Annotated in this window: 22 protein-coding genes, 1 tRNA gene and 2 pseudogenes; 19 read left to right on the plus strand and 6 right to left on the minus strand. The window is 42.0% G+C overall.

The window, feature by feature from the left end:
- Window positions 1-9: 9 nt before the first annotated feature.
- The gene (gene sat, locus ACGTJS_RS05165) at window positions 10-1,251 is read right to left on the minus strand and encodes a sulfate adenylyltransferase (protein WP_410473024.1); all 1,242 of its coding nucleotides are present in this window, start codon (window positions 1,249-1,251) and stop codon (window positions 10-12) included.
- A gap of 198 nt (window positions 1,252-1,449) precedes the next feature.
- Between sat and ACGTJS_RS05170 the strand changes: the two genes are divergently transcribed.
- The 6 genes and pseudogenes from ACGTJS_RS05170 to ACGTJS_RS05195 all read left to right on the plus strand — a co-directional run bounded on the left by ACGTJS_RS05170 (window position 1,450) and on the right by ACGTJS_RS05195 (window position 8,529).
- Window positions 1,450-3,147: a nitrite/sulfite reductase gene (locus ACGTJS_RS05170; protein WP_410473025.1), complete on the plus strand. Its 1,698-nt coding sequence runs from the start codon at window positions 1,450-1,452 to the stop codon at window positions 3,145-3,147.
- A 2-nt stretch (window positions 3,148-3,149) separates the two neighbouring features.
- Complete coding sequence (locus ACGTJS_RS05175; protein ID WP_410473026.1) at window positions 3,150-3,728, plus strand: DUF934 domain-containing protein; 579 nt, start codon at window positions 3,150-3,152, stop codon at window positions 3,726-3,728.
- A 62-nt stretch (window positions 3,729-3,790) separates the two neighbouring features.
- Window positions 3,791-4,447, plus strand: a complete 657-nt coding sequence (locus ACGTJS_RS05180) for a phosphoadenosine phosphosulfate reductase family protein (protein ID WP_410473027.1) — start codon at window positions 3,791-3,793, stop codon at window positions 4,445-4,447.
- Window positions 4,448-4,575: 128 nt separating this feature from the next.
- Window positions 4,576-5,394: pseudogene (locus ACGTJS_RS05185) on the plus strand (IS5 family transposase).
- A gap of 56 nt (window positions 5,395-5,450) precedes the next feature.
- Window positions 5,451-6,851, plus strand: coding sequence for a siroheme synthase CysG (gene cysG / locus ACGTJS_RS05190; protein ID WP_410473028.1), 1,401 nt, complete (start codon window positions 5,451-5,453; stop codon window positions 6,849-6,851).
- 160 nt (window positions 6,852-7,011) lie between these two features.
- On the plus strand, window positions 7,012-8,529 hold the full coding sequence (locus tag ACGTJS_RS05195) for an NAD-dependent succinate-semialdehyde dehydrogenase (protein ID WP_410473029.1): 1,518 nt from the start codon (window positions 7,012-7,014) through the stop codon (window positions 8,527-8,529).
- A gap of 60 nt (window positions 8,530-8,589) precedes the next feature.
- Here the strand turns inward: ACGTJS_RS05195 and ACGTJS_RS05200 are convergent, their stop codons facing one another.
- A complete protein-coding gene (locus ACGTJS_RS05200; RefSeq protein WP_410473030.1) occupies window positions 8,590-9,141 on the minus strand; it encodes a hypothetical protein in 552 nt (183 codons plus the stop codon).
- Window positions 9,142-9,352: 211 nt separating this feature from the next.
- Here ACGTJS_RS05200 and argA point away from each other — a divergent pair, with 211 nt between their 5' ends.
- The 8 genes from argA to ACGTJS_RS05240 all read left to right on the plus strand — a co-directional run bounded on the left by argA (window position 9,353) and on the right by ACGTJS_RS05240 (window position 15,973).
- Window positions 9,353-10,759, plus strand: a complete 1,407-nt coding sequence (argA, locus tag ACGTJS_RS05205) for an amino-acid N-acetyltransferase (protein WP_410473031.1) — start codon at window positions 9,353-9,355, stop codon at window positions 10,757-10,759.
- Window positions 10,760-10,777: 18 nt separating this feature from the next.
- Entirely contained in the window at window positions 10,778-11,203 is a 426-nt protein-coding gene (locus ACGTJS_RS05210; protein WP_410473032.1) for a YraN family protein, read from the plus strand.
- 186 nt (window positions 11,204-11,389) lie between these two features.
- Window positions 11,390-12,403 (plus strand): lysozyme inhibitor LprI family protein, encoded by a 1,014-nt coding sequence (locus tag ACGTJS_RS05215; protein WP_410473033.1) that lies wholly within the window; start codon window positions 11,390-11,392, stop codon window positions 12,401-12,403.
- Between the two features lie 35 nt (window positions 12,404-12,438).
- The gene (pgsA, locus tag ACGTJS_RS05220) at window positions 12,439-13,119 is read left to right on the plus strand and encodes a CDP-diacylglycerol--glycerol-3-phosphate 3-phosphatidyltransferase (protein ID WP_410473034.1); all 681 of its coding nucleotides are present in this window, start codon (window positions 12,439-12,441) and stop codon (window positions 13,117-13,119) included.
- Between the two features lie 62 nt (window positions 13,120-13,181).
- Window positions 13,182-14,480: a TolC family outer membrane protein gene (locus ACGTJS_RS05225; RefSeq protein ID WP_410473035.1), complete on the plus strand. Its 1,299-nt coding sequence runs from the start codon at window positions 13,182-13,184 to the stop codon at window positions 14,478-14,480.
- Between the two features lie 78 nt (window positions 14,481-14,558).
- Window positions 14,559-15,032, plus strand: coding sequence for a phosphate signaling complex PhoU family protein (locus ACGTJS_RS05230; protein ID WP_410473036.1), 474 nt, complete (start codon window positions 14,559-14,561; stop codon window positions 15,030-15,032).
- A complete protein-coding gene (locus ACGTJS_RS05235) occupies window positions 14,972-15,274 on the plus strand; it encodes a phosphate signaling complex PhoU family protein (protein WP_410473229.1) in 303 nt (100 codons plus the stop codon). The genes ACGTJS_RS05230 and ACGTJS_RS05235 overlap by 61 nt, the downstream gene beginning before the upstream one ends.
- A 33-nt stretch (window positions 15,275-15,307) precedes the next feature.
- Entirely contained in the window at window positions 15,308-15,973 is a 666-nt protein-coding gene (locus ACGTJS_RS05240) for a phosphoglycolate phosphatase (protein WP_315044098.1), read from the plus strand.
- Window positions 15,974-16,042: 69 nt separating this feature from the next.
- Here ACGTJS_RS05240 and ACGTJS_RS05245 read toward each other — a convergent pair whose 3' ends face one another.
- Window positions 16,043-16,411: a DUF2147 domain-containing protein gene (locus ACGTJS_RS05245; protein WP_315044101.1), complete on the minus strand. Its 369-nt coding sequence runs from the start codon at window positions 16,409-16,411 to the stop codon at window positions 16,043-16,045.
- A gap of 148 nt (window positions 16,412-16,559) precedes the next feature.
- Entirely contained in the window at window positions 16,560-17,468 is a 909-nt protein-coding gene (locus ACGTJS_RS05250; protein WP_410473037.1) for a DNA/RNA non-specific endonuclease, read from the minus strand.
- A 101-nt stretch (window positions 17,469-17,569) separates the two neighbouring features.
- Between ACGTJS_RS05250 and ACGTJS_RS05255 the strand changes: the two genes are divergently transcribed.
- The 5 genes and pseudogenes from ACGTJS_RS05255 to ACGTJS_RS05275 all read left to right on the plus strand — a co-directional run bounded on the left by ACGTJS_RS05255 (window position 17,570) and on the right by ACGTJS_RS05275 (window position 20,580).
- Window positions 17,570-17,660: transfer RNA gene (locus ACGTJS_RS05255), tRNA-Ser, on the plus strand.
- A gap of 95 nt (window positions 17,661-17,755) precedes the next feature.
- Window positions 17,756-18,433, plus strand: a pseudogene (locus ACGTJS_RS05260) (IS1595 family transposase).
- 126 nt (window positions 18,434-18,559) lie between these two features.
- On the plus strand, window positions 18,560-18,676 hold the full coding sequence (locus tag ACGTJS_RS05265; RefSeq protein WP_410472895.1) for a MerR family DNA-binding transcriptional regulator: 117 nt from the start codon (window positions 18,560-18,562) through the stop codon (window positions 18,674-18,676).
- Between the two features lies 1 nt (window position 18,677).
- Entirely contained in the window at window positions 18,678-19,847 is a 1,170-nt protein-coding gene (locus tag ACGTJS_RS05270; protein WP_410473038.1) for an RNA-guided endonuclease InsQ/TnpB family protein, read from the plus strand.
- A gap of 454 nt (window positions 19,848-20,301) precedes the next feature.
- The gene (locus ACGTJS_RS05275; protein ID WP_410473039.1) at window positions 20,302-20,580 is read left to right on the plus strand and encodes a GNAT family N-acetyltransferase; all 279 of its coding nucleotides are present in this window, start codon (window positions 20,302-20,304) and stop codon (window positions 20,578-20,580) included.
- An 83-nt stretch (window positions 20,581-20,663) separates the two neighbouring features.
- Here ACGTJS_RS05275 and ACGTJS_RS05280 read toward each other — a convergent pair whose 3' ends face one another.
- Window positions 20,664-21,884: an NAD(P)/FAD-dependent oxidoreductase gene (locus tag ACGTJS_RS05280; protein ID WP_315042847.1), complete on the minus strand. Its 1,221-nt coding sequence runs from the start codon at window positions 21,882-21,884 to the stop codon at window positions 20,664-20,666.
- On the minus strand, window positions 21,871-22,377 hold the full coding sequence (locus ACGTJS_RS05285; RefSeq protein WP_410473040.1) for an acyl-CoA thioesterase: 507 nt from the start codon (window positions 22,375-22,377) through the stop codon (window positions 21,871-21,873). The genes ACGTJS_RS05280 and ACGTJS_RS05285 overlap by 14 nt, the downstream gene beginning before the upstream one ends.

Here is a 22,377-nt window from a genome sequence, read left to right on the forward strand (position 1 = left end):
AAAAAAAGTTTATAAACCTTGATAATATTCTTTTAAAATCGCTAAAACTTCTGGACGGCTAAAGGTGTCTGGCACGTCTTCGCCATTGCTAAGGGCGGTGCGTAGTTTTGTGCCAGAGATTTTAACGTGATTGCTCTCGTCATGTGGACAGGTTTTGGTGCTTGCCATGCCGTTACACGCTGTGCAATAAAACGTCCAGTCAATTTTTAAAGGTTTGGTCAAAAGAGCATCTTTTGGCAAGGTGTCAAAGATTTTTTGTGCATCAAACGCCCCATAATAATCGCCCACGCCTGCATGGTCTCGCCCCACAATCAAATAACTACAGCCATAATTTTGGCGGAACAGGGCATGAAGTAGGGCTTCTTTTGGGCCTGCGTAACGCATATCAAGCGGATAGCCTGCTTGTATCACGGTGTCTTTTTTAAAGTAATTGTCAATAAGCGTGGCAATGGCTTTTTGGCGGACGCTTGCAGGAATGTCGCCAGCTTTTAGCTTGCCAAGTAATGAGTGAATCATCACACCATCAGTAATTTCTAGGGCGATTTTGGCAAGATATTCATGCGAGCGGTGCATCGGATTGCGAGTTTGGAACGCTGAGATAGTTTTCCAGCCTTTTTGTTTAAACAAGGCACGAGTTTGGGCAGGGGTTTTGTAAATTTCTGGATAATCTTTGACAAATTCGCCTTGACTAAACACTTGCACTTTGCCACCGATATACACTTCACCGTTATCCAACACTTGTTTGACACCAACGTGGGCAGTGTCGTCCGTGCCAAAGACTTGACGGCATTCGTGGGCTTTGTTTGGCGTAAAAATACTGCTAACGGTGATTGTTCCCATCAATTCATCACCATCATCGGCATGAGAATAAAGGGCAAGCGTATCGCCAAGTTTAATGGTGTCGGCTGTGGCTTTATCCACGCTTAGGGTAATGGGAATTGGAAAGAAAACACCTTGATAATCGCCGTCCACACCGCCTTGCGTTAAGGTCATGTTGTCCACCACGCCTTGATAATCGGTTTCGCCCATAAAGCCATCAAGCGGTGTAAATCCGCCAATGCCTAGCATAATCAAATCGCCACGCTCACGAGATGATAGGGTGATTTTTGGCAAAGTTTTGGCGGTGCTAATGGCATTGGCAAGCTCATTGCCTGTTAGGGCAAGGGGTTTTAAAACAGGACTGCCGTGCGGTGGCACAAGTTCGGTATAAATGTCGTCATTGCTAAAAATGTTGGCGTTGGTTTGGCTCATAATTTTTCCTACTGTTTTTTTGCTTAAAGTTTTTTTGCTTAAAATTGGTGAGTATAGGCTAATCTATTTTTTTTAAAAATACCTATGCAGTAAACGCCTTTTTATATGCCGTTATAGAATTTAGAGATATAAAAAATTGGCATTAACATAATAAGCAATTTTTAGCCAAATCGCCATAAAAAAATATTAGGATTTATCATGTACGTATATTCTTATGCCGACCAAGCATTGGTCAATGAACGAGTGGCTCAGTTTCGCCACCAAACTGAGCGTTTTTTGGCAGGGCAGGTGCCAGAAGAGCAGTTTTTGCCCTTGCGATTACAAAACGGCTTATACATTCAACGCCATGCCCCCATGCTCCGTATTGCCATTCCTTATGGATTGCTTGCAAGTTATCAACTTCGCACGCTTGCCAACATTGCCACCGACTTTGACCGTGGTTATGGGCATTTTACCACTCGCACCAACATGCAGTTAAATTGGGTAAAATTAGAAGACGTGCCAGACATTTTGCAAGTGCTTGCCGACAACCAAATGCACGCCATTCAAACATCTGGCAACTGCATTCGCAACACCACCACCGACCCTTATGCGGGTATTCATGCTGATGAAATTGCTGACCCACGTCCGTATTGTGAAATTATCCGTCAATGGAGTACCTTTCACCCAGAGTTTGCCTATTTGCCACGCAAATTTAAAATTGCGGTGATTGGCACAACTGCCGACCGTGCCGCCACGCAAGTGCATGACATTGGATTGCACATTGTCAAAAATGACGCAGGTGATATTGGTTTTGAAGTGATTGTGGGCGGAGGTCTTGGGCGTACACCGATGATTGGCAAGGTGATTAACGAATTTTTGCCAAGAGAACATTTGCTGAGCTATCTTGATGCGATTTTGCGTGTGTATAACTTGCAAGGCAGACGTGATAACAAATTTAAAGCCCGTATCAAAATTTTGGTGGAAAGTGTTGGTAAAGAAGAATTTGCACGGCTTGTTGATGAAGAATGGCAATACAGCAAAGATGGCGATTTGACCTTGAGCGATGAACATTTTGCCAAAGCCGAAAGTTATTTTACCGAGCCAAATTATCAAAGTTTTGACGTGCTTGCTGTCAACGGCGAACTGCAAAAACATCTTGATAATGACAAAGATTTTGCCGACTGGTACAAGCATAACACCCAAGCCCACAAAATTAGCGGTTATAAAGCGGTGATTTTGTCGCTAAAAGCTGGCGTAGTTACCCAAAATGGCGTGTCAAAATATATACCAGCTGGCGATTTAACCAGTGAACAAATACTGGTACTTGCGGACTTGGCGGAGGAGTATAGCTTTGGTGAAATTCGCATTACTCATCAGCAAAATATGGTATTGGGCGATGTGGAAATTGGCAAATTATATGATGTTTGGCAAGCCTTACAAAAAATCGGCTTGGCGCGTGCCAATATCGGCACGCTGACTGACATGATTGTCTGCCCTGGCTTTGACTACTGTGCGTTGGCGAATGCGACCACGCACAACATTGCCGAGTCCATTGAACGTAAGTTTGACGATTTGGATTATTTGTACGATTTGGGCGAGATTCGGCTCAATATGTCAGGCTGTATGAACGCCTGTGCGCACCACCATGTGGGCGATATTGGCATTTTGGGCGTGGACAAAAAAGGCGAGCATTGGTATCAAATCAGCCTTGGCGGTAGCTCTGGCAGTGATGCCAAATTGGGCGATATTTTGGGCAAAGCCGTCCCTGCCGATGAAGTGGCAAACACCATCGCCACCATCATGACAGTGTACAAAAACGAGCGTCAAGACAATGGCGATGAGCCAGAAAGCTTTGGTGAGATGCTGAAACGAGTAGGGATTGCACCGTTCAAATCAGCGGTTTATGGGGGTTAAGCATGAACATTATTTTTGCCAATAAAAATGGCGACAGTTATCAAAAATCAAGCCAAATTTATCTCATTGCAAATACCGAGCCAACTGCCGATAACAATGCGTGGGCGGGATTTGAGCCAAATTTTATCAGCACAAGCCAAGCCCAAACGCTTGTGAAAGATGACAATACGTTGGTGTTAAATGTGCTAAGTGATGAGATTGACGGCAATGCCAATGGTTTGTTATTAACCGCTGACGACAGTTTTGCTCAAGTGCAAACAGTTTTACAAACGCATCAATTGGCAAACGCTTTGCCAAACATTGTCATTTATCAAAAAGTGTTTAGTGATGGGCGAGTGTTTAGTTTAATTCGTCAATTACGCAAGCATGGCTTTGATGGCAATATTTTTATCGCTGGTAATTTTGGACACGACCAAACCGCTTATTTTAGTAATGCAGGCGTGTCGGCATTTGTCGTGGCAGATGATGATGTTGCCTTAGCCCAAATTGTGCTAAAAACACTAAACGACTTAGCGTCCGCCCATCATGGCACATCGGTAAACAGTTTGCCAATGTTTCGTCAATTTTCAAATTTATTTTAAAAACCGTAACCGTAGGGGCGTAATGCTTACGCCCAATCAATTTTTCAAAACAGGAGACAGTCATGTCAAAAACCATCGTAACCGAGCAAAACCTTGCCGAATACAACGCCAAACTTCAAGGCAAAACCCCAAAAGAAATTGTGGAATGGGCATTATCCATCGCCAAAAACCCAATCATCACCACCAATTTTCGCCCATTTGAAGCGTCTATTTTGCACCTTGTCAGCGGTGTTAAGCCTGACATCACGGTGCTGTTTGTGGACAGTGGTTATAACACCGTGCAAACCTACCAACACGCCCAAAAAATCATCAAAGATTTAAACCTATCGGTCAAAACCTTTATCCCTGCCCAAACTCGTGCCTTTCGTGATGTGGCAATGAACGGCATTCCAGATGTGGACAGCGATTTGCATGGCGAATTTACCGAGCAGGTCAAACTTGAGCCGTTTCGCCGAGCCTTAGCCGAGCTTGCCCCAGACGTGTGGTTTAACGCCATTCGAAAAGACCAAACCGAGTTTCGTGGGGCGTTGGACGTGCTGTCTTTGTCAAAAGATGGCGTGCTAAAAGTTGCGCCGCTGTTTAACGCTACCGCAGACGAGCTGGACGCTTATCAAAAAGATAACGGCTTGCCAACCCTTGCCGAGTATGGCGAAGATGATTATTTTGACCCAACCAAAGCCCTTGCCCACCGTGAATGCGGTTTGCATACGCAAATTTGATTTACCGTAGGGGCTTATTGCATAAGCCCTTTTGACGCATATTCAATATTTTATTTTAAAATAGACCTCTTTCCAAACCTTAATAGTGATTTGGTATAATACTGATTTTTAGAAAAAACAGCAAAAGCATGATACCCGAACAAGCAGAAAAACTCAGTGACGCACAATTTAAACGCTACTTTGGCATCCAAAGAAGTACCTATACTCATATGCTCACCATACTACAAGAAGCATACAACGAACAACACAAAAAAGGTGGCAGGAAAAATGAAATCAGCCTAGAAAACAAGCTCATGCTGACTTTGAGTTACTACCGAGAATATCGCACCCAATTTCACCTAGGGCAAGACTTTGGTATCAGTGAAAGTGCTGTCTGTAAAACCATCAAATGGGTAGAAAGCATACTGATAGCCCACAAAGACTTTGCCCTACCTAGCAAAAAGGCTTTATGGCAAGACCCAAACCTTGAAACCGTACTGATAGACGCAACCGAAGTACCTTGTGAGCGACCCAAAAAAGCAACGCAGGCAATACTCAGGTAAAAGAAACACCACACCTTAAAAGCACAAATCGTTGTCGATAAAAACAGCAAAAAAATACTTTGTACCCATTTTAGCAAAGGTAAAACCCATGACTTTAAACTTTACCAATACTCAAAAATGCGTATAAAGCCTAGTATCTTAATCCAAGTAGATTCGGGCTATCAAGGCATACACAAACACCATGCCAATAGCAAATTCCCAAAAAAGAAAACCAAGCTTAATCCACTATCTAAAGTTGACAAACAAGCCAATCGAGAATTAGCTTCTGAACGGGTAACCAATGAACATGTTATCGGCAAAATCAAACGTTTTAAAATCCTAGCCTGTCGTTATCGTAATCGCAGAAAACGCTTTGGCTTAAGGGTTAATTTGATTTGTGCCATTTATAATTTCGAGTTGGGTTAGTTTGGAAAGAGGTCTAATGATTGAAAAGTTGTAAAAAAGTTGTAAAAAGGAAACTCATGAACACCTTGCCCTTATTTTTTAATTTGACCAATAAAGACGTGCTTATTGTTGGCGGTGGCGATGTCGCTTATCGTAAGGCAAGCCTTGTCATGTTGGCAAGGGCAAGGGTATTTGTGGTGGCAAAATCCGTTGATGAGAAGTTTTTTGAACTTTTACCAAGCGAGCAGATTTTGCAAAAAAGCTATGATAAGGAGGATTTAGCCCTTGCCAATTTTGCCATCATCATTGTGGCAACGGACGACAACGCCTTAAACCGCCAAATTTATACAGATGCTCACGCCAAACATATCCCTGTCAATGTAGTGGATACCCCAGAGCTTTGCGATTTTATTTTTCCTGCCATTGTCGATAGAAGTCCTTTGGTTATTGGCATAACGAGTAACGGCAAAGCCCCTGTGTTAGCAAGGCTTGTGCGTGCCAAAATTGAGAGTATGTTACCGCAAAACTTAAGCCACATTGCCAAAGTGGCAGGGGAATTTCGCCAAACGGTCAAAGAGAAATTGCCAAATATGAATTTAAGACGCAAATTTTGGGAAAAAATCTTTGCCGATAGTCTAAACGAAACAGCGGTAAACCCACGTTTAAACAACGCCACAACGCACGGCAAGCAAGCATTGACGGCTGATGATTTGGCGGTCGCTTTGGCGGATTTTGAACAAAATTTAACCGGTACGCACACAGGCGAAGTCTATATCGTTGGTGCAGGGGCAGGTGGGGCAGATTTGCTGACTTTTAAAGCCTTGCGTCTCATGCAACAAGCCGATATCGTGCTGTATGATGCCCTTGTGCCACAAGAGATTGTGGATTTGTGTCGCCGTGATAGCGATAAAATTTTTGTGGGCAAAAAACGCAGTAACCACACCAAAACCCAAGACGAGATTAATGAACTGCTTGTGTTTCATGCCAAAGCGGGTAAGCGAGTGTTACGCCTAAAAGGGGGCGACCCGTTTATTTTTGGGCGTGGCGGTGAAGAAATGCTGGCGTGCCGTCAAGCAGGCGTGCCGTATCAAGTGGTGAGTGGCATCACGTCTGCTTTGGCGGCATCAAATGGGGCAGGCATTCCGCTTACTCATCGTGGCGTGGCAACGTCTGTGCGGTTTTTGACAGCGTGTTATCAAAGCGATGAATATCTTGATGAGCTAAAAAGTCTATACCACAAGGACGAAACGTTGGTGTTTTATATGGGGCTACACGCCTTAGCACCGCTTTGCCAAAACCTTGTAAAGGCAGACGTACCACAGCATACGCCTGTTGCCATTGTGTCTAATGCAGGGCGAGAAAATCAGCAGGTTTTGACAGGCACGCTTGATGATATTGTTGCAAAGCAAGCGGTCGCTCAATTACCTGCCCCTGCGGTGATTATTGTTGGGGAAGTGGTGGCTTTATATGGTGCTTAAATCCAAAAATGTTCCACGTGGAACATTTTTTTTGGAAGTTTTTTACATGAACACTACATTTGATAAATTTTTGCAACGCATAGCCTAATGACGAAAAGCGGTTTTGGGTGTAAACTTTATGCAAACTCATTTGTAAAATTTGTAAAAAAGGAAAACCATCATGGCAAAATCAAGTAAAACTTCCAAAAAAACCGCAAAAACTGCAAAACCCAAAAAATCCACTTTAAAATTAAAAAACAAAGCCTTGTTAAAACAAGCCTGTTTTATCAATAATGACTGGAAAACTGCCAAAACAGGCGAGATGATAGATGTCGTCAATCCCTTTGACGGTAGCCTTGTCGGACAAGTACCGAGCCTATCCAAAGCCGAAGTCAAAAAAGCCGTTACCCATTCACAAAAAGCCCAAAAAGACTGGGCGAAAAAAACCGCCTTTCACCGTGCTGAATTGCTCCACAAATGGGCGGATTTGATTGAACAAAACAAACAAGACCTTGCCATTATGATGACTGCCGAGCAGGGCAAACCCATCAAAGAATCGCTTGGCGAGATTGATTATGCCAATAGCTATATCCGCTTTTTTGCCGAAGAGGGCAAGCGAGTGTACGGCGACACCTTGCCAAATGACAAAGACGACTTGCGTTATGTCGTGCTAAAACAGCCTGTGGGCGTGTGTGCTTCGGTGACACCGTGGAATTTTCCGTCCGCCATGATTACTCGTAAAGTCGCCCCAGCCTTGGCGGTCGGCTGTAGCATGATTGTTAAACCTGCCACCCAAACGCCTTTTTCGGCATTGGCATTGGGCGAATTGGCATTGCAAGCGGGCTTCCCTAAAGGATTATTGCAAATCGTTACTGGCAAATCGGACGTGGTCGGCGGGGTTTTGACTAGCGATGAACGCATTGCCAAATTTTCATTCACAGGCTCAACCGAAGTTGGGCGAAAGCTGATGGCACAATGTGCAGAAACTGTCAAAAAAATGTCTATGGAATTGGGTGGAAATGCCCCATTTATCATTTTTGACGATGCCGATTTGCAAAAAGCGTGTGATGGCTTAATTGCATCAAAATACCGCAACGCAGGGCAAACCTGCGTGTGTGCCAACCGCATTTATGTGCAAAACAGCATTAAGGATAAATTTGTAAAACTTTACCAAAAACAAGTTGAACAATTAAAAGTCGGCAACGGCATGAACAAAAACACCGACATTGGGGCGTTGATTAACCAAGATGCGATGAAAAAAGCCCAAAGCCTAATCAAAGATGCCACCGACAAAGGGGCAAAACTTGTAACAGGAGGCAAGGTGCATTCATCATCAAAACTGTGCTTGACCCCTGCAATTTTGGACAATGTTGATGAGAGCATGGCGATGGCAAGCACCGAGATTTTTGCCCCTGTAACTGCCATTTATGGCTTTGATACTGAAGACGAAGTGATACAGCGTGCCAATGATACCATTTTTGGGTTGGCGTGTTATTTTTATACCAATGATTTACAGCGGTCTTGGCGAGTGTCCGAGCAGTTGGAATACGGCATTGTTGGACAAAATACAGGGCTGATTTCTACCGCTGTTGCACCGTTTGGTGGGGTGAAACAGTCAGGTTTTGGGCGTGAGGGTTCAAAATATGGCGTGGAAGAATATTTAACCACCAAATATTGGGCAATCAATGTTGCTGATTAAATTAAATAGAACGTACGCAAAAAAAAGGTTTGTTAAAAAACAAACCTTTTTTTATAAACTTTATTTTACACGAACACGGTATTTCACCGTTGCCACTTCGTTTAATCCCAAGCCTTCAATGTCCCATTGAACCGCTTTATAAAAATGGGTTGCCACAGGTTGCATAACGCCACCGACGTTGGTTCTTAATGGCAAATACTGAAAATTCACGCCATCAATGCTACCTTTGGCACGATTTGGTGATAAGGTCTCAGTGCTAAGTAGTTCGGTATTCGCAGGGATATCCAGCGTTACAGTCGCATTGCGGATACGCTCTGGGCTGTTGTTCACCACATAGCCACGGTACTCAATCACATTGCCTGATGTCAGTTGGGTTTGGTTGGTGATTGGGCTTAGCACTTCTTGCCCTTGTGCATCCGTTGCCACGGCTGAAGCCAAAATACGGGTGTTGAGCTGGGTGTTAGCCGTTGGCATGGCAGTAGGGTTTAAATCGGTGGTGGCAAGCCCTGATGCAGGTAGTACTGCCAATGCTTGAGCCGATACAAGGCTTGCAACGATGCCAAGGCTTGCCAGTGTGCTGTTTTTTGTCAAAGATTTGTTGAATAATTTCATAAAAACTCCAAGATTTATTAAAAAAATTTTCGTTAGCATAACAAAATTTTGGCAAAAACACATCATAAACTTGTTAAAATTGACAGCGTTGTAACAAATAAAAACAGGCGAGCGAAATTTTGTAATATTTTTTTGAAATTTTTAAAATAAAACTTGTTTTTTTGGCAAAATTTGTTACCTTATTTTTTTTGATAAAAACTAAAAAAACGCCATGAACCAACACTTATCACCAAATTCTACCAACCTTGAAAATAGCGACCATATTCACTGGTTTCGCCATGTCGCTCCTTATATTAACACGCACCGTAACAAAACCTTTGTGGTGATGTTTGGTGGTGAGGCGGTCAGTCATGCCAATTTTCATGATATGATTTATGATTTTGCGTTGCTTCACAGTTTGGGGATTCGCCTTGTGTTGGTGCATGGTTCTCGTCCGCAGATTGATGGCAATTTGCAACAGGCGGATATCACCACGCCTTTTTATAAAAATTTACGCATTACCCCAAAAACTGCTTTACCCCATGTGCTAAATGCGGTCGGCTCAATACGGCTACAGATAGAGGCGTTGTTTTGTATGGGCTTGGCAAATTCACCCATGTACGGCTCAAAAATCAACGTGGTGTCGGGCAATTTTGTGACCGCACGTCCTTATGGCGTTCATGATGGCGTGGATTATCAATTCACAGGCGAGGTGCGGAGCATTGACAGCCAAGCGATTGCCAACAGTTTATCACAAGGGCATATCGTGCTGTTAGGCTCAATGGGCTATTCGGCGACAGGCGAGGTGTTTAACCTACTTGCCGAAGAAGTGGCGGTACAAACGGCGATTGCCTTGCAAGCGGATAAATTGATTTTACTTGGCAAAAATGCAGGCGTGTACGATATTAGCCAACATTTGATAAGAGAAATAACCGATAAACAAGCCCAAATTTTGCTAAACGATTTGACAAATGTTAAACAAATGGAAGAAACTGCAAATTTTGAACAGCTAGAAAGCCAGCGTTTTTTACAATCGGCAATCACCGCTTGCCAAAAAAATGTGTCACGCACCCATATTTTATCTTATGCAAAAAAAGGGGCGTTGTTAGAAGAATTGTTTACCCATGATGGTTCAGGCACGTTGATTAGCCAAAGTGCGTATGACGAAATCCGCCCTGCTAGCATTGCCGATATTGGTGGTTTGTTACAATTATTAGAACCATTGGAACAGCAAGGGATATTGGTTCGCCGTTCCAAAGAACGCCTTGAAAGTGAGATTGACAAATTTTGTATCATTGAGCGAGATGGCATGGTGATTGGTTGTGGGGCGTTGTATCCGCTACAGGCGGACGTAGGCGAGATTTTTCAAGGCGAAATCGCCTGTATCGCCATTCACCCAAACTATCGGCAGGGCAATCGTGGGGCGGATTTGATAGCATTTTTGCAAAAACAAGCAAAAATCCAGCACATCAGCGAATTATTCGTTTTGACCACTCGCACCGCCCATTGGTTTATGGAATTAGGCTTTGCCGAAGTCCCTGCTGAACGCTTGCCAAAGGCACGGTTTGCCAATTATAACCACGAACGAAAATCCAAAGTATTGTTAAAAGTGTTAAACCAAAACACCGTAAAAATTTAAAAAAAATAAACAAAAATCATGAAATTAACCGCACCAAAACAACGACAAGGCGAATATTTTGAACAATTGGCTTGTGAATTTTTACAACAGCAAGGCTTGGTTTTGGTATGTCAAAATTGGCATTACAAAAATATGGGTGAGTTGGATTTGGTGATGATAGACAACCAAAAACAGTACCCAAAACAGCCTGATTGCCTTGTTATTGTAGAAGTGCGACAACGCAAAACCGGTCAATTTGGCACAGCGGACGACAGCATTACCAAAACCAAACAAAAAAAATTAATCAAAACCACGCAAGCCTTTTTGCAATGTTTTCCACAATATCAGGACTTTGACGTGCGGTTTGATGTGGTGAGTTTTGATGGTGTAAATGATGGTAATAAGGGCGAAAAAGCCTTGTTATTACCCAGTTGGCTAAAATCAGCGTTTATTGTCGGTGAATAATTTGCTACAATAAATCAAATTCTAATCTCAACTTAAAATATAAGTCATTAAGTTTATTACCCCCTCCCCCTTGCGAAGCAGTGCTTCTCACCCCCAAAGGTGAAGGTAACTCCCCTCCCTATGAGAGGGGCTGGGGGAGGGTGTTGAGAATGAGATAAATTCAAATACACTTTTAAGGAAAATGGTATGTTAAAAAAATCTGTATTCGCTTTGGCGTTGGTGTCCGCTTTGGGTTTGACAGGGTGCGACAAAATCAAAGCCATGACCCAAAAAACGGTGGCGTGTAACGACCCTGTCGCCTTAGAATTGATTGAAGAACAATTACAAAAAGACATTTTATCCGCCACCAAAAATTATTTGCAATTTAACAATAACAATGTGGATATCGCCTTGATAAAACAGGCGGTCAGCCATTTAAAAGTGAGTGTGGATAACATTGGCAACGGTGAAAAAGATGGCAATAGCAGTAAAAACATCTGTACAGGCGAGCTGATTGTCGGATTAAACAAATCCATGCTAGAACGTGCCGAAGAGGTGCGTAAAGCCAATGGCGAGTTACCGATTCAAGATTTTGCCTTTCGCCAAGACATTGAGCTGTTAGGTACACAAGTTCAGCACCAGTTAAAATACAGCACACAGCCGACAGACACCGCCGACAAAGTCAGCGTTGAGCTGATGGACGTGAATAATCTACAAGAATTTATTGCCAAAATCATCGTGGATGCAAGCCAACAAGGGGATTTGTTACCTATTGAAAACACCGCATCAGCAGTCGCCAGTACAACAACGGTGGCTTCAGTGGTCGTTGCATCTGCACCAACGCCAACTGTACCGCAGACACCATCAGCAGTCGGGCCTGCAGGGACAACTGCCGATGACGAAGCAGAACCAGAAATAGACACAGAAGCCATCAGCCAAGCGGAATTGGCAAAAATCAAACGTGAACAGGCAAAAGCCAAAGCCCAAGTGGATTTTAAACGCAAAGAATTTAATGAATTGTGGAATTCTGCCAGTGCCGAAGCCCAAGAGTCTTTGACCGATGACCAAAAACAATGGGTGATTGACCGTGATGCCACCTGTACCGAAGAAGCCCAAGATGCCGAACCCGCTTATCAAGAAACCGTCAGAATGCAATGCGTAGCAAGACTGCTGGGCGAGCGGTATTATGAAGTTAAAGAATATTTTAATAATTATGAATAATACAAAACAACCATGAATAATCAAGGCAACTACCCATGAGCCAAACCGACAAACAGCCAAATTCAGCCAGCCAAGCTGTCGCCACCGCTCAGACGAGTATTTTTAATCTGCCCAATAATCTCACCATTGCACGCATTGTGATGATTCCGTTATTTGTGGCGATTGCGTACTGGCCGCCTGCGATGGGGATTAATCAGCCACCGATTAGCGATAATACCATTGCCAACATCGGTATGTATCACTTTAGCGACAGTCTATTACGGCATTTTTTATTGACGGCGGTGTTTGTGTTGGCGGCGATAACCGATTGGCTAGACGGTTATTTTGCCAGAAAATTAAACTTAAGTTCGGCATTTGGGCGGTTTCTCGACCCTGTGGCGGATAAGTTGATGGTGGCAGGCGCTTTGATTATCCTTGTGCAATGGCACCCTGATATTATCATGGCGATTTCGGCAATTGTGATTATTTCTCGTGAAATTGCGGTGTCAGCGTTGCGAGAGTGGATGGCAGAGCTTGGCAATCGCACCAGTGTGGCGGTGTCGTATGTTGGCAAACTCAAAACCACCTTTCAGATGATAGCCATTACCGTATTGTTGTTAAATTGGCAATCGTTGGAAAAACTTGGTTATATTTTGATGATAATTTCGGTGGTTTTGACCTTGTGGTCTATGATGATTTATTTAAAAGCGGCGTGGCCGTATCTAAAACAGCCCTAAGGCTGTCAGTTTTTTGGGCTTTTTATAATATGCATTTTTTATTAAAAAATCTTGCAAAATCATTGGGTTGTGTTTTTTTAACCATCGGTTTAAGCACATCTGTATATGCAGAAAACCTGTGGCAACTGTACCAATCTGCCCAACGCTACAACGGCAGATGGGCAAGCCAACAATATGACTACCTTGCCAATGCGGTAAATGAAGATTTGGCAAAGGGGGATTTGTTGCCACAAATTGGCTTGCAAGCAGGCATAAAGCGTAACCATTTTTACCCAGAAAATGACAACATTCCTGATATGGGTAGCCAAACCAGTCAAATTGGGGTAGGGCTACGTCAAGCCTTGTTTCGTGCGGACAAATGGGCGACTTTGGAAAAAGCCAAAATTAGCCAAGATATCAACGAAATTCAACTGTTACAGCAACAGCAAACCTTGGCAGAACAAGTTATCAAAGCTTATTTTGGTGTGCTACAAGCCCAAGCGATGACCGAAAGTCTGACCGCTGAATACACCGCTTTAAAAGCCCAAAATGACATGATGCAAGCTCGCTTACAGCAAGGCGTGGTCGCACGTGTGGACACCGAAGAAACTTACGCCCAATTACAAAGCGTGCAAGCCTTGTTAGCCAACAATGATGTGGCGATTTTGAACGCCAAACAGCAGTTGTCGCTTTTGACAGGCAAGGTGATTGACGAAATTTCGCCTTTAAAAACAGATTTTAAGGCGGATTTGGTTGCCGAAAAAAGCCTTGAAAACTATTTGAACATTGCCCAACAACAAAATTTTGATTTGTTATTAGCCCAAGCCCAAGTCGCCCTTGCCCACAAAAATCAAGATTATTTAAAATCCAACTTATACCCAAAAGTTGACCTTGTTGCCGATGTCGGCTGGCAAGACACGGATAACAATGCGTTATTAACCAGTAACGGCACAAATTATGGCATTGGCGTGGAGCTTGAATTACCGCTTTACACAGGCGGACGCACGCTCAAAGGACTGCAACAAGGGGCGTATCAGACCGAATCGGCAATCAGCCAATTACGCTTTGCCAACCAAAGCGTGATGACCCAAACCAGCCAAGCCTACCTAAACCTAGTCGCCCAAAAAGCGACCATCACCGCCCAACAAACCGCCGTCAATGCCAATCAAAAAGTCGCCACCGCCACCCAAACAGGCTACGACTTGGGCGTGCGGTCTATGGTGGACACCTTGCTCGCCCAGCGTCAATATCACAATGCCAAACGTCAGTTGATAACGGCGTATTTTGATTATCTGACCGCCTATGTGGACTTGCAAAAAGCCACAGGACAGCTTAATAATGACACTGTACAACGCCTAAATGCCGTTTTAAAAACTGATTAAACTTTTGTCATCATTTTGTCTTATTTGTTCGTTAAAATTTAGCATGAATTTTTTTAACAATTGATAAACGGAGTGATGATGAATATTATTGGTGAACATTTGTCAAAAAGTTATGACAACGATTTAAAAAATTTGGTGAAGCAATTTTTAAACATGGACGAAATGGCTCAAGCCAACGTTACCGAAGCTCTGCAAGCCTTGATGGACACAGACGGCACTGGCACTTTGGCAAACAAAGTCATTGACGCTGACAGTCATATCAACCTTGCTGAACAAGAATTGAACGATATGGTCGTCAAAGTTTTGGTAAAATGCCAACCTGCCACCACCGATTTACGCCTGATTATGGCGATTAGCAAATGCGTGCGGACGTGGAACGCATTGGCGATGAAACCAAAAAAATCGCCAAAATGGCACGCAAAGACACCAAAACAGGGCAAGCCCCCATCGGTTATTCAGAAGCCTACCAAATCGGCAAAAACGTGCAAAATATGCTCAATGACGTGCTATATGCCTTTGCCAAATTTGATGCCGACACCGCCCAAAAAGTGATAGCCCAAGACCAAGAAATTGACGATATGTACAAATCTGCTTCTCGTGCCGTTTTGACTTACGTCATGGAAGACAGCCGAAATGTCGCCAAAATCATTGATATCATGTGGGTATTACGCTCGCAACATGGCAGAACAGCTACTTTACTGTATCACAGACGAAGATGTGCGTTACCAAAAATCCGCTGCAACAAACCACAAATAACTAAACAAACATTGCCAATTTCACACGCTTTTTGTTAAACTGTTGTTTTGATTAAAACAAAGGATAAACGTATGAAAAATGCCTTGTTAATTTTTGATTTGGACGGCACGCTCATTGACAGCGTGCCAGATATCGCCATTGCGGTCAATCAGACCTTAAGCGATTTGCAACGCCAAAATTTTGACGAAAATCAAATCCGTAACTGGGTCGGCAATGGTGCAAAAGTGCTGATACAACGAGCTTTGACCGCAAGCCAAAGCACAGACGTGGATGAAATAATACTTGATAACGCATTGCAACGCTTTTTTTATCATTATGCCCAAAAAACTTGTGAAAAAACAATCCCTTATCAAGGCGTAACAGACGGCTTAAACCGCCTAAAACAAGCGGGCTATACCTTAAGCATTGTTACCAATAAACCTGCACAATTTGTCCCTGCGATTGTACAAACCTTGGGCTGGCAAGGGCTGTTTAGTCATATTTTGGGTGGCGACAGTCTGCCTGTCAAAAAACCCGACCCATTGCCACTGCTGACAACTTGTCAGACCTTAGGCTTTGACGTGGCGGACAGTTATATGATTGGCGATTCAAAAAATGATGTGTTAGCAGGCAAAAACGCAGGCATGACGACTTTGGCGTTGTCTTATGGTTATAATTATGGCGAAGATATTCGCAGTTTTGAGCCTGATATGACTTTTGATAGTTTTGCAGACTTGACACAATATTTATTAAACTAAGATTAAAAACTGACAAAAACAAAAAAACCTTAACAACATTGTTAAGGTTTTTTATGGATTTTGGAAAAATTATTTTAATTTTTTCCAGTTCTGTGTACCTTTTAGGGTAGAAATGGTTAGCGTATTGCCACTGACAGTGATGTTTGCACCCACTGAAAAGCCCCAGCGTGGGTCTTTGGCTTTGCCTTTGTATTTGCCACCGCCTTGAGAAGTCAAGTTCATCAATGCGGTTTTGCCAACGTATTGTTTGGCTTTTTCGGTGTTACCAGCCACGATAGTGCCATTGAAAGCATTGCCAGATTGGGTGATTTTGACTTGGGCTTTGGCTTGACCGTCTTCGTAGGTTTGCCATGTGCCAACGATTGGGTCGGCTGCCATTGCAGAGATACTTAGGGCAGAAAGACCTGCAAAAATGATAGATTTGGTAGATAGTTTCATCACAAATTCCTTTTGGTTGTGAAAAGAAAGGATTGAAGTTTTATTATAGCGAAAATTTAATCTAGGTAAAGCGTTTTTTTAGTTTTTTAGCAGTTATTTTGTAAAAAATGTTACCTATCGTTTACAGTTGTATGCTTTTTGGGTGGCGTCAATTTTTTAGCACACTTGCTAACCATTCTAATAATGCCAATGCAAGATTTATCAAAAATACCCAAAATGTGTGATTGTCTTGGTTTTTGGGTTTGCTTTTTGGTGTGTCATCTAAATTTTCGGTGGGTAGGGGCATGGCGATTTTTTGCACCGATGGGTCAACGCTTGGCATGACATCAACGCTGATACGCATTGCCAATTCGTCCAAACTAATCACTTCTACCAGACCGCTGTCATTATTTGGCGAAAAATAAACGCCCGCTTGGTTAAGACTTGGGATATAAATCGCTTTGTACAAATGGGTCGGTACAAGGATTTTGTTGTTAAGTTTTTTGATATTTTTGCCCCAAAAAGCCGTCCCTGTTACCACATAAACATCGCCATATTTTAAGGTCAAATAGCGAGTGCGAGTTTCAAGACTTCGCCAAAGACTGCGATTGTGATTAGGGTTTTGTGGCACGATATTGGCAAGGCTAAAGCTGTCGTATTGTTGCTCAGGCGTTGCCATATCGCCATTTGGGGCGAGATGTCCACGGTCATAAGGCATTTTTTTATAGTCATTTAACGTTGCTTTAACACGGTTTGGCAGTTGGCTTTCTTCGTGAAAACTGTCTTTTCGCTCAAGGGTTTGGGCTTGCTCCAATCGTTGTTTTGTCAAATGCTCTGCCGACCATAACGCAACCTTACCCACGCCTGTGTAGCCGACGGCAAATCCATCAAAACACAAATAATAAATGTCAAAATTGTTTTGGCTTAAATATTGTGGGGTGGTTTGTCCGTAATACTGATTGCCACAGTCATGGGTGTGTTTTTTTTGGAAAAAAACATCGTCTTCGGCAACGGCTGGATTGATACTGCCAAACGTAATAAAATAAACAAATGTTGTATAAATAAAAGTTTTTGACATGACGGCGTGAATTGATTGAATAATTTTGCTAATTATACATGACAATGGCGAATTTTTTCGGTAAAATATGCTTCTATTCTATACTTTGTTAATTTTCTTTTGGTAACATGGCTGAGTGGTTGAAAGCGCACGCCTGGAAAGTGTGTATACGTTAATAGCGTATCGAGAGTTCGAATCTCTCTGTTACCGCCAAATTTTAAATCTAATTTTACTCTAAATCATCAACAATTCAAAATATTTTAAATTTTGGGGCTGTACTAGATTAGCTATCATATTATACTAAAAATATGAAGCTAACACATTGTAGATTAAGTAAAAAAGTACAGAAAAAACCACTTGAATGTTTTGTACTAGAAGTTACTGCTCGAGCAGCAGCTGATTTACTGCAAATTCAACATAATACAGCAGCCTTATTTTACCATAAAATAAGACTTGTGATAGAATACAATCTTATCCTTGAAGCTCATGAAACCTTTGACGGTGAAATAGAATTAGATAAAAGCTATTTCGGCGGTATTCGTAAAGTCAAACGTGGTCGTGGTGCAGGTGGAAAGACTGCTGTCTTTGGTCTTTTAAAACGTAATGGCAAGGTTTATACTGTCGTTGTCAAAGACACTAAACAAACCACGTTAATGCCCATTATCACAAGTAAAATCAAGCCTGACAGCGTTGTTTACACTGATAGTTATAGAAGTTACAATGCTCTTGATGTCAATGATTTTAAACACTTTAGAATTAATCATTCAAAAGAGTTTGCAGATAAAAGCAACAAGCTAAATCACATCAACGGTATTGAAAACTTCTAGAATCAAGCCAAGCGTGTTTTAAGAAAATACAACGGTATTGACAAGAAAAACTTTCATCTTTTTATTAAAGATGAGAAGCACTGCTTCGCAAGGTTTAGATTTAATTATGGTTCACCATCTAATCAACTTAAAATATTGAGAAAATGGTGTGAAATTTAACTCCAATCTAGTACAGCCCCTTTTTATCAGTTGAGCCATCATTAGATAATCTATGCGGTTTATTATCAAAAATAGGGTTTGAAACTGCTTCTTGAAATCTAACCAAATCCATCTTAGAATATCCAAATGAACAGATTAATTAGTATCAACGAAGCATCAAAACAACTTGGCGTATCTATCTCAACATTACGCAGATGGGACGAAAGCGGTGTACTTGTTGCCGAAAGAACGCCAAGGTACTAGAATGACCCTAATACGTGGACACATCATCGCCCTAGACCCAACGAATAAACAAGCAACCTACTTTGCAAAGGCTTGCGGTGTAGCCCGTCTTGCCTATAACTGGGCGTTAGATAATTGGCAAAAACAATACCAAGCCGATAAAACTTATCGTGATGAATGCTTGAAAAATGGCATAGAAATTGATGAAACCAAACTTAACAAACCATCACAAGGCAAACTTAGAAAACAACTAAATAGCATAAAAAGACAACAATTCCCCTTTATGCTCGAAGTAACCAAATGCAGCCCACAACTTGCCATCATACAACTAGGAGACGCATTCAAACGCTTTTTTAAAGGCGAAAGCAAATACCCACAATTTAGAAAAAAAGGCGTAAATGATAGATTTAGCCTATCTAACGACCAATTTAAACTTATTGACATCAATAACAAATCTTTTATCAAAGTCCCTAATCTTGGACTTGTTAAAATGCGTGAAAACTTGCGTTTACAAGGTAAAATATTATCCGCCAAAATCTTTAAACAAGGCGAAAAATGGTTTGTATCAGTTGCCGTTGAATTACAAGACATCATCAAACCACAACCCAAAACAGACAAACAAGTTGGTATTGATTTAGGAATAACAGACCTTGCCACCTTGTCAAATGGTGAAAAAATCCAAGCACCAAAACCATTAAAAAACAAACTCAAACAACTAAGACGATTAAATAAAAGTTTAAGCCGAAAACAAAAAGGCTCAAAAAACCGTGAAAAAGCAAAAACCAAGCTATCACGGCTACACTTTAAAATCAGCAATATCAGAAAAGACTTTTTACACAAGCTAACCACAAGCCTTGTTAAGTCTTATGATGTGATTTGTCTTGAAAACTTAAATATCAAAGGCATGGTAAAAAACCGTAAACTTAGCCGTGCGATTAATGATTTGGGTTTTTACGAATTTAAAAGACAACTGATTTATAAAGCGAACCAATGGGGCAAGACCATTAAAGAGTTAGACCGCTTTTATCCATCAAGTAAAACCTGTTCATGTTGTGGCTTTATCATGGATAAAGCAAATTTGACACTGGCTGTCAGATATTGGACTTGCCCGAACTGTCAAACACTCCACGACCGTGATGTGAATGCGAGCATTAATATTTTAAATCATGCAACTAAGGTTTTAACCAATTAGCCGTAAGTTCTACGGTGATAGCCTATGGAGTTGATGTAAGTCCAAGTTCAAATGAATAAGGCAAACAACGGTAAAGTAGGAAGAAAACGCTAAATTTGCCTATAGGTAGATTTGGATAGGTTTTTCGGAACGGTGTCCAGCTTCAACAGTAATACCGTTTGCCATTAAATAGTTTGCAAAATCTTGTTCAGGAGTTGGCACGCTTGGGCGAATCGTCCATTTGGCAACAGCTTCTTTATTTTGTTCATGGGCATACCAAATCTTATGCTAGTTATCAAATTTTACAATAATCACTGTTATCTAACCTGCTCATTATTTTAATCTTTACAAAAAACGCTCCAACATTTGGGGCATTTTTTTACGAATTTTTAACAAAAAACAGCTACCACAAAAACGACCAATTTGTTAAATTGATAACATAATTAACCACAAATGAACGAATAAGGATACAACCATGACCATCACCCACAACACCACAACCCACCGCTTTGAAACCACCATAGACGGACACACCGCCTACCTAAGCTACCGCTCCCTAAACGATGACCTATTAGACTACGACCACACTATTGTTCCAGACGCACTCGGCGGACGTGGTATCGGCAAACAACTGGCACAAACTGCCTTAGACTACGCCCAGCAAAACAACAAGAAAATCCGCCCCAGTTGCTCATTTGTCGCCCATTTTATCAACAAAAATCCACAATACCAAAACCTTGTTGATAACGCTTAAAGATAGTTTTTTGTGCTAGCATAAATGTTGTAGGGGCGTATTCAATACGCCCCTACAGTATGAAAATAATTGAATGCAGATGTTTAGACCACTTCCCCAGCGACAAAGCCACTCGCCCATGCCCATTGAAAATTATAACCGCCAAGCCAGCCTGTCACATCCAACACTTCGCCAATAAAGTACAAGTTCGGTTGCAGTTGGCTTTGCATGGTTTTTGATGAAATATGACTGGTATCCACACCGCCACGCGTGATTTCTGCGGTGCGATAGCCTTCTGTGCCTGATGGTTTTAGTTGCCATGCGTTCAGCGTTTTGCCGATATTTTGTAGCGTTTCGTCTTTGATATTGGCAAGTTCAATGTCGCTAAATTTATCAAAAATAAAATTTTGTAAAGTATTTACTAATTTTTTTGGCAAATCAAAATTGTTATGAATGACGGTGCGAATCAACTGTTTTGGGTGGCTTTTTTTGTGTTTTAATAAAAAATCTGCCATGTTTTGTTGAGCAAATAAATTGATAAAAATCGGCTCGCCCATTTGCCAATAATTTGACAATTGTAAACAAGCAGGACCTGACAAACCACGATGGGTAAACAATATCGGCAACGCAAAACTGGCTTTATCATTAAAAGCGATAATATCAAGGCTCGTGCCTGCTAGGGTTTTAAAGGCTTCGCCAAGTTTGTCAGTAAAGGTAAACGGCACAAGCCCTGCGGACGTGGGGACAATCGTATGTCCAAACTGCTCGGCGACTTGGTAGCCAAAACCTGTCGCCCCCATCGTGGGAATAGACAGCCCGCCTGTGGCAATCACCAATGATTGACAAGTCACCGTCATTTTGTCGGTAGTGATGTGAAAGCCTTGATTGTCCGCTTGTGCGGTGATTTGGTTGATTTGGGTTTTTAGGCTGATTTTGACGTGATTTTGTTCGCATTCGTTTAACAACATTTGTAAAATATCATTGGCAGAATTTTCACAAAATAATTGTCCATTATCCTTTTCTTGATAAGCAATGCCGTGTTGGTTTACCAAACCGATAAAATCCCAGTTCAGATAACGGGACAATGCCGATTTGCAAAAGTGCGGATTTTGGCTCAGATAGTGGCGGTTTTCAATGTCATAATTGGTAAAATTACAGCGTCCGCCACCGCTCATCAGGATTTTTTTGCCTGCTTTGTTGGCGTGGTCTAGCACCAGCACCTTGCGTCCACGTTTGCCTGCGGTCATCGCACAAAACAGCCCAGACGCACCTGCACCGATGATGACGACATCGGTTTCAACCGTTGTTAAATTAGGATTGTGCATGAGAAATGGTATTGTTGTCTAGTTGCATAAATTGTTGTTTTTCGGTGTCGGTAATGGGGCGTTTGTTTTCGCCTTTTTCATCAAAAAATACAATCACCGTTTCGGCGGTTGCCACTATGGCTTGTTGTTTTTGGCTAAAAAACAGATACTCATTGACAATGCTCGTGTTACCGATTTTTTTGCAACGAATACCGATAAATAACGTGTCTGGAAAGGTGACAGGGCGTAAATATTGACATGATGAACTCGCCAAAATAGTGTAGCTATTTTCATCAAATAAGTGAAGCTGTTCTAAATAATGAATACGAGCGGATTGGGCGTAATCGTAATATCGCACGTTATTGACGTGGGCGAATGCGTCCATATCGCCCCATTGCACTTTCTGTTCGTAAATCACGCCAAAGTCGGCAAGTGGGTGGCTTTCGCCTTGATTTAGGTGGTCTTGGATAGATTGGGCGATGTGTTCGTTGATGGCGGGTTGTTTAAATGGCAT

The organism is Faucicola mancuniensis (assembly GCF_046523945.1).
GTDB classification, from domain to species: domain Bacteria; phylum Pseudomonadota; class Gammaproteobacteria; order Pseudomonadales; family Moraxellaceae; genus Faucicola; species Faucicola mancuniensis.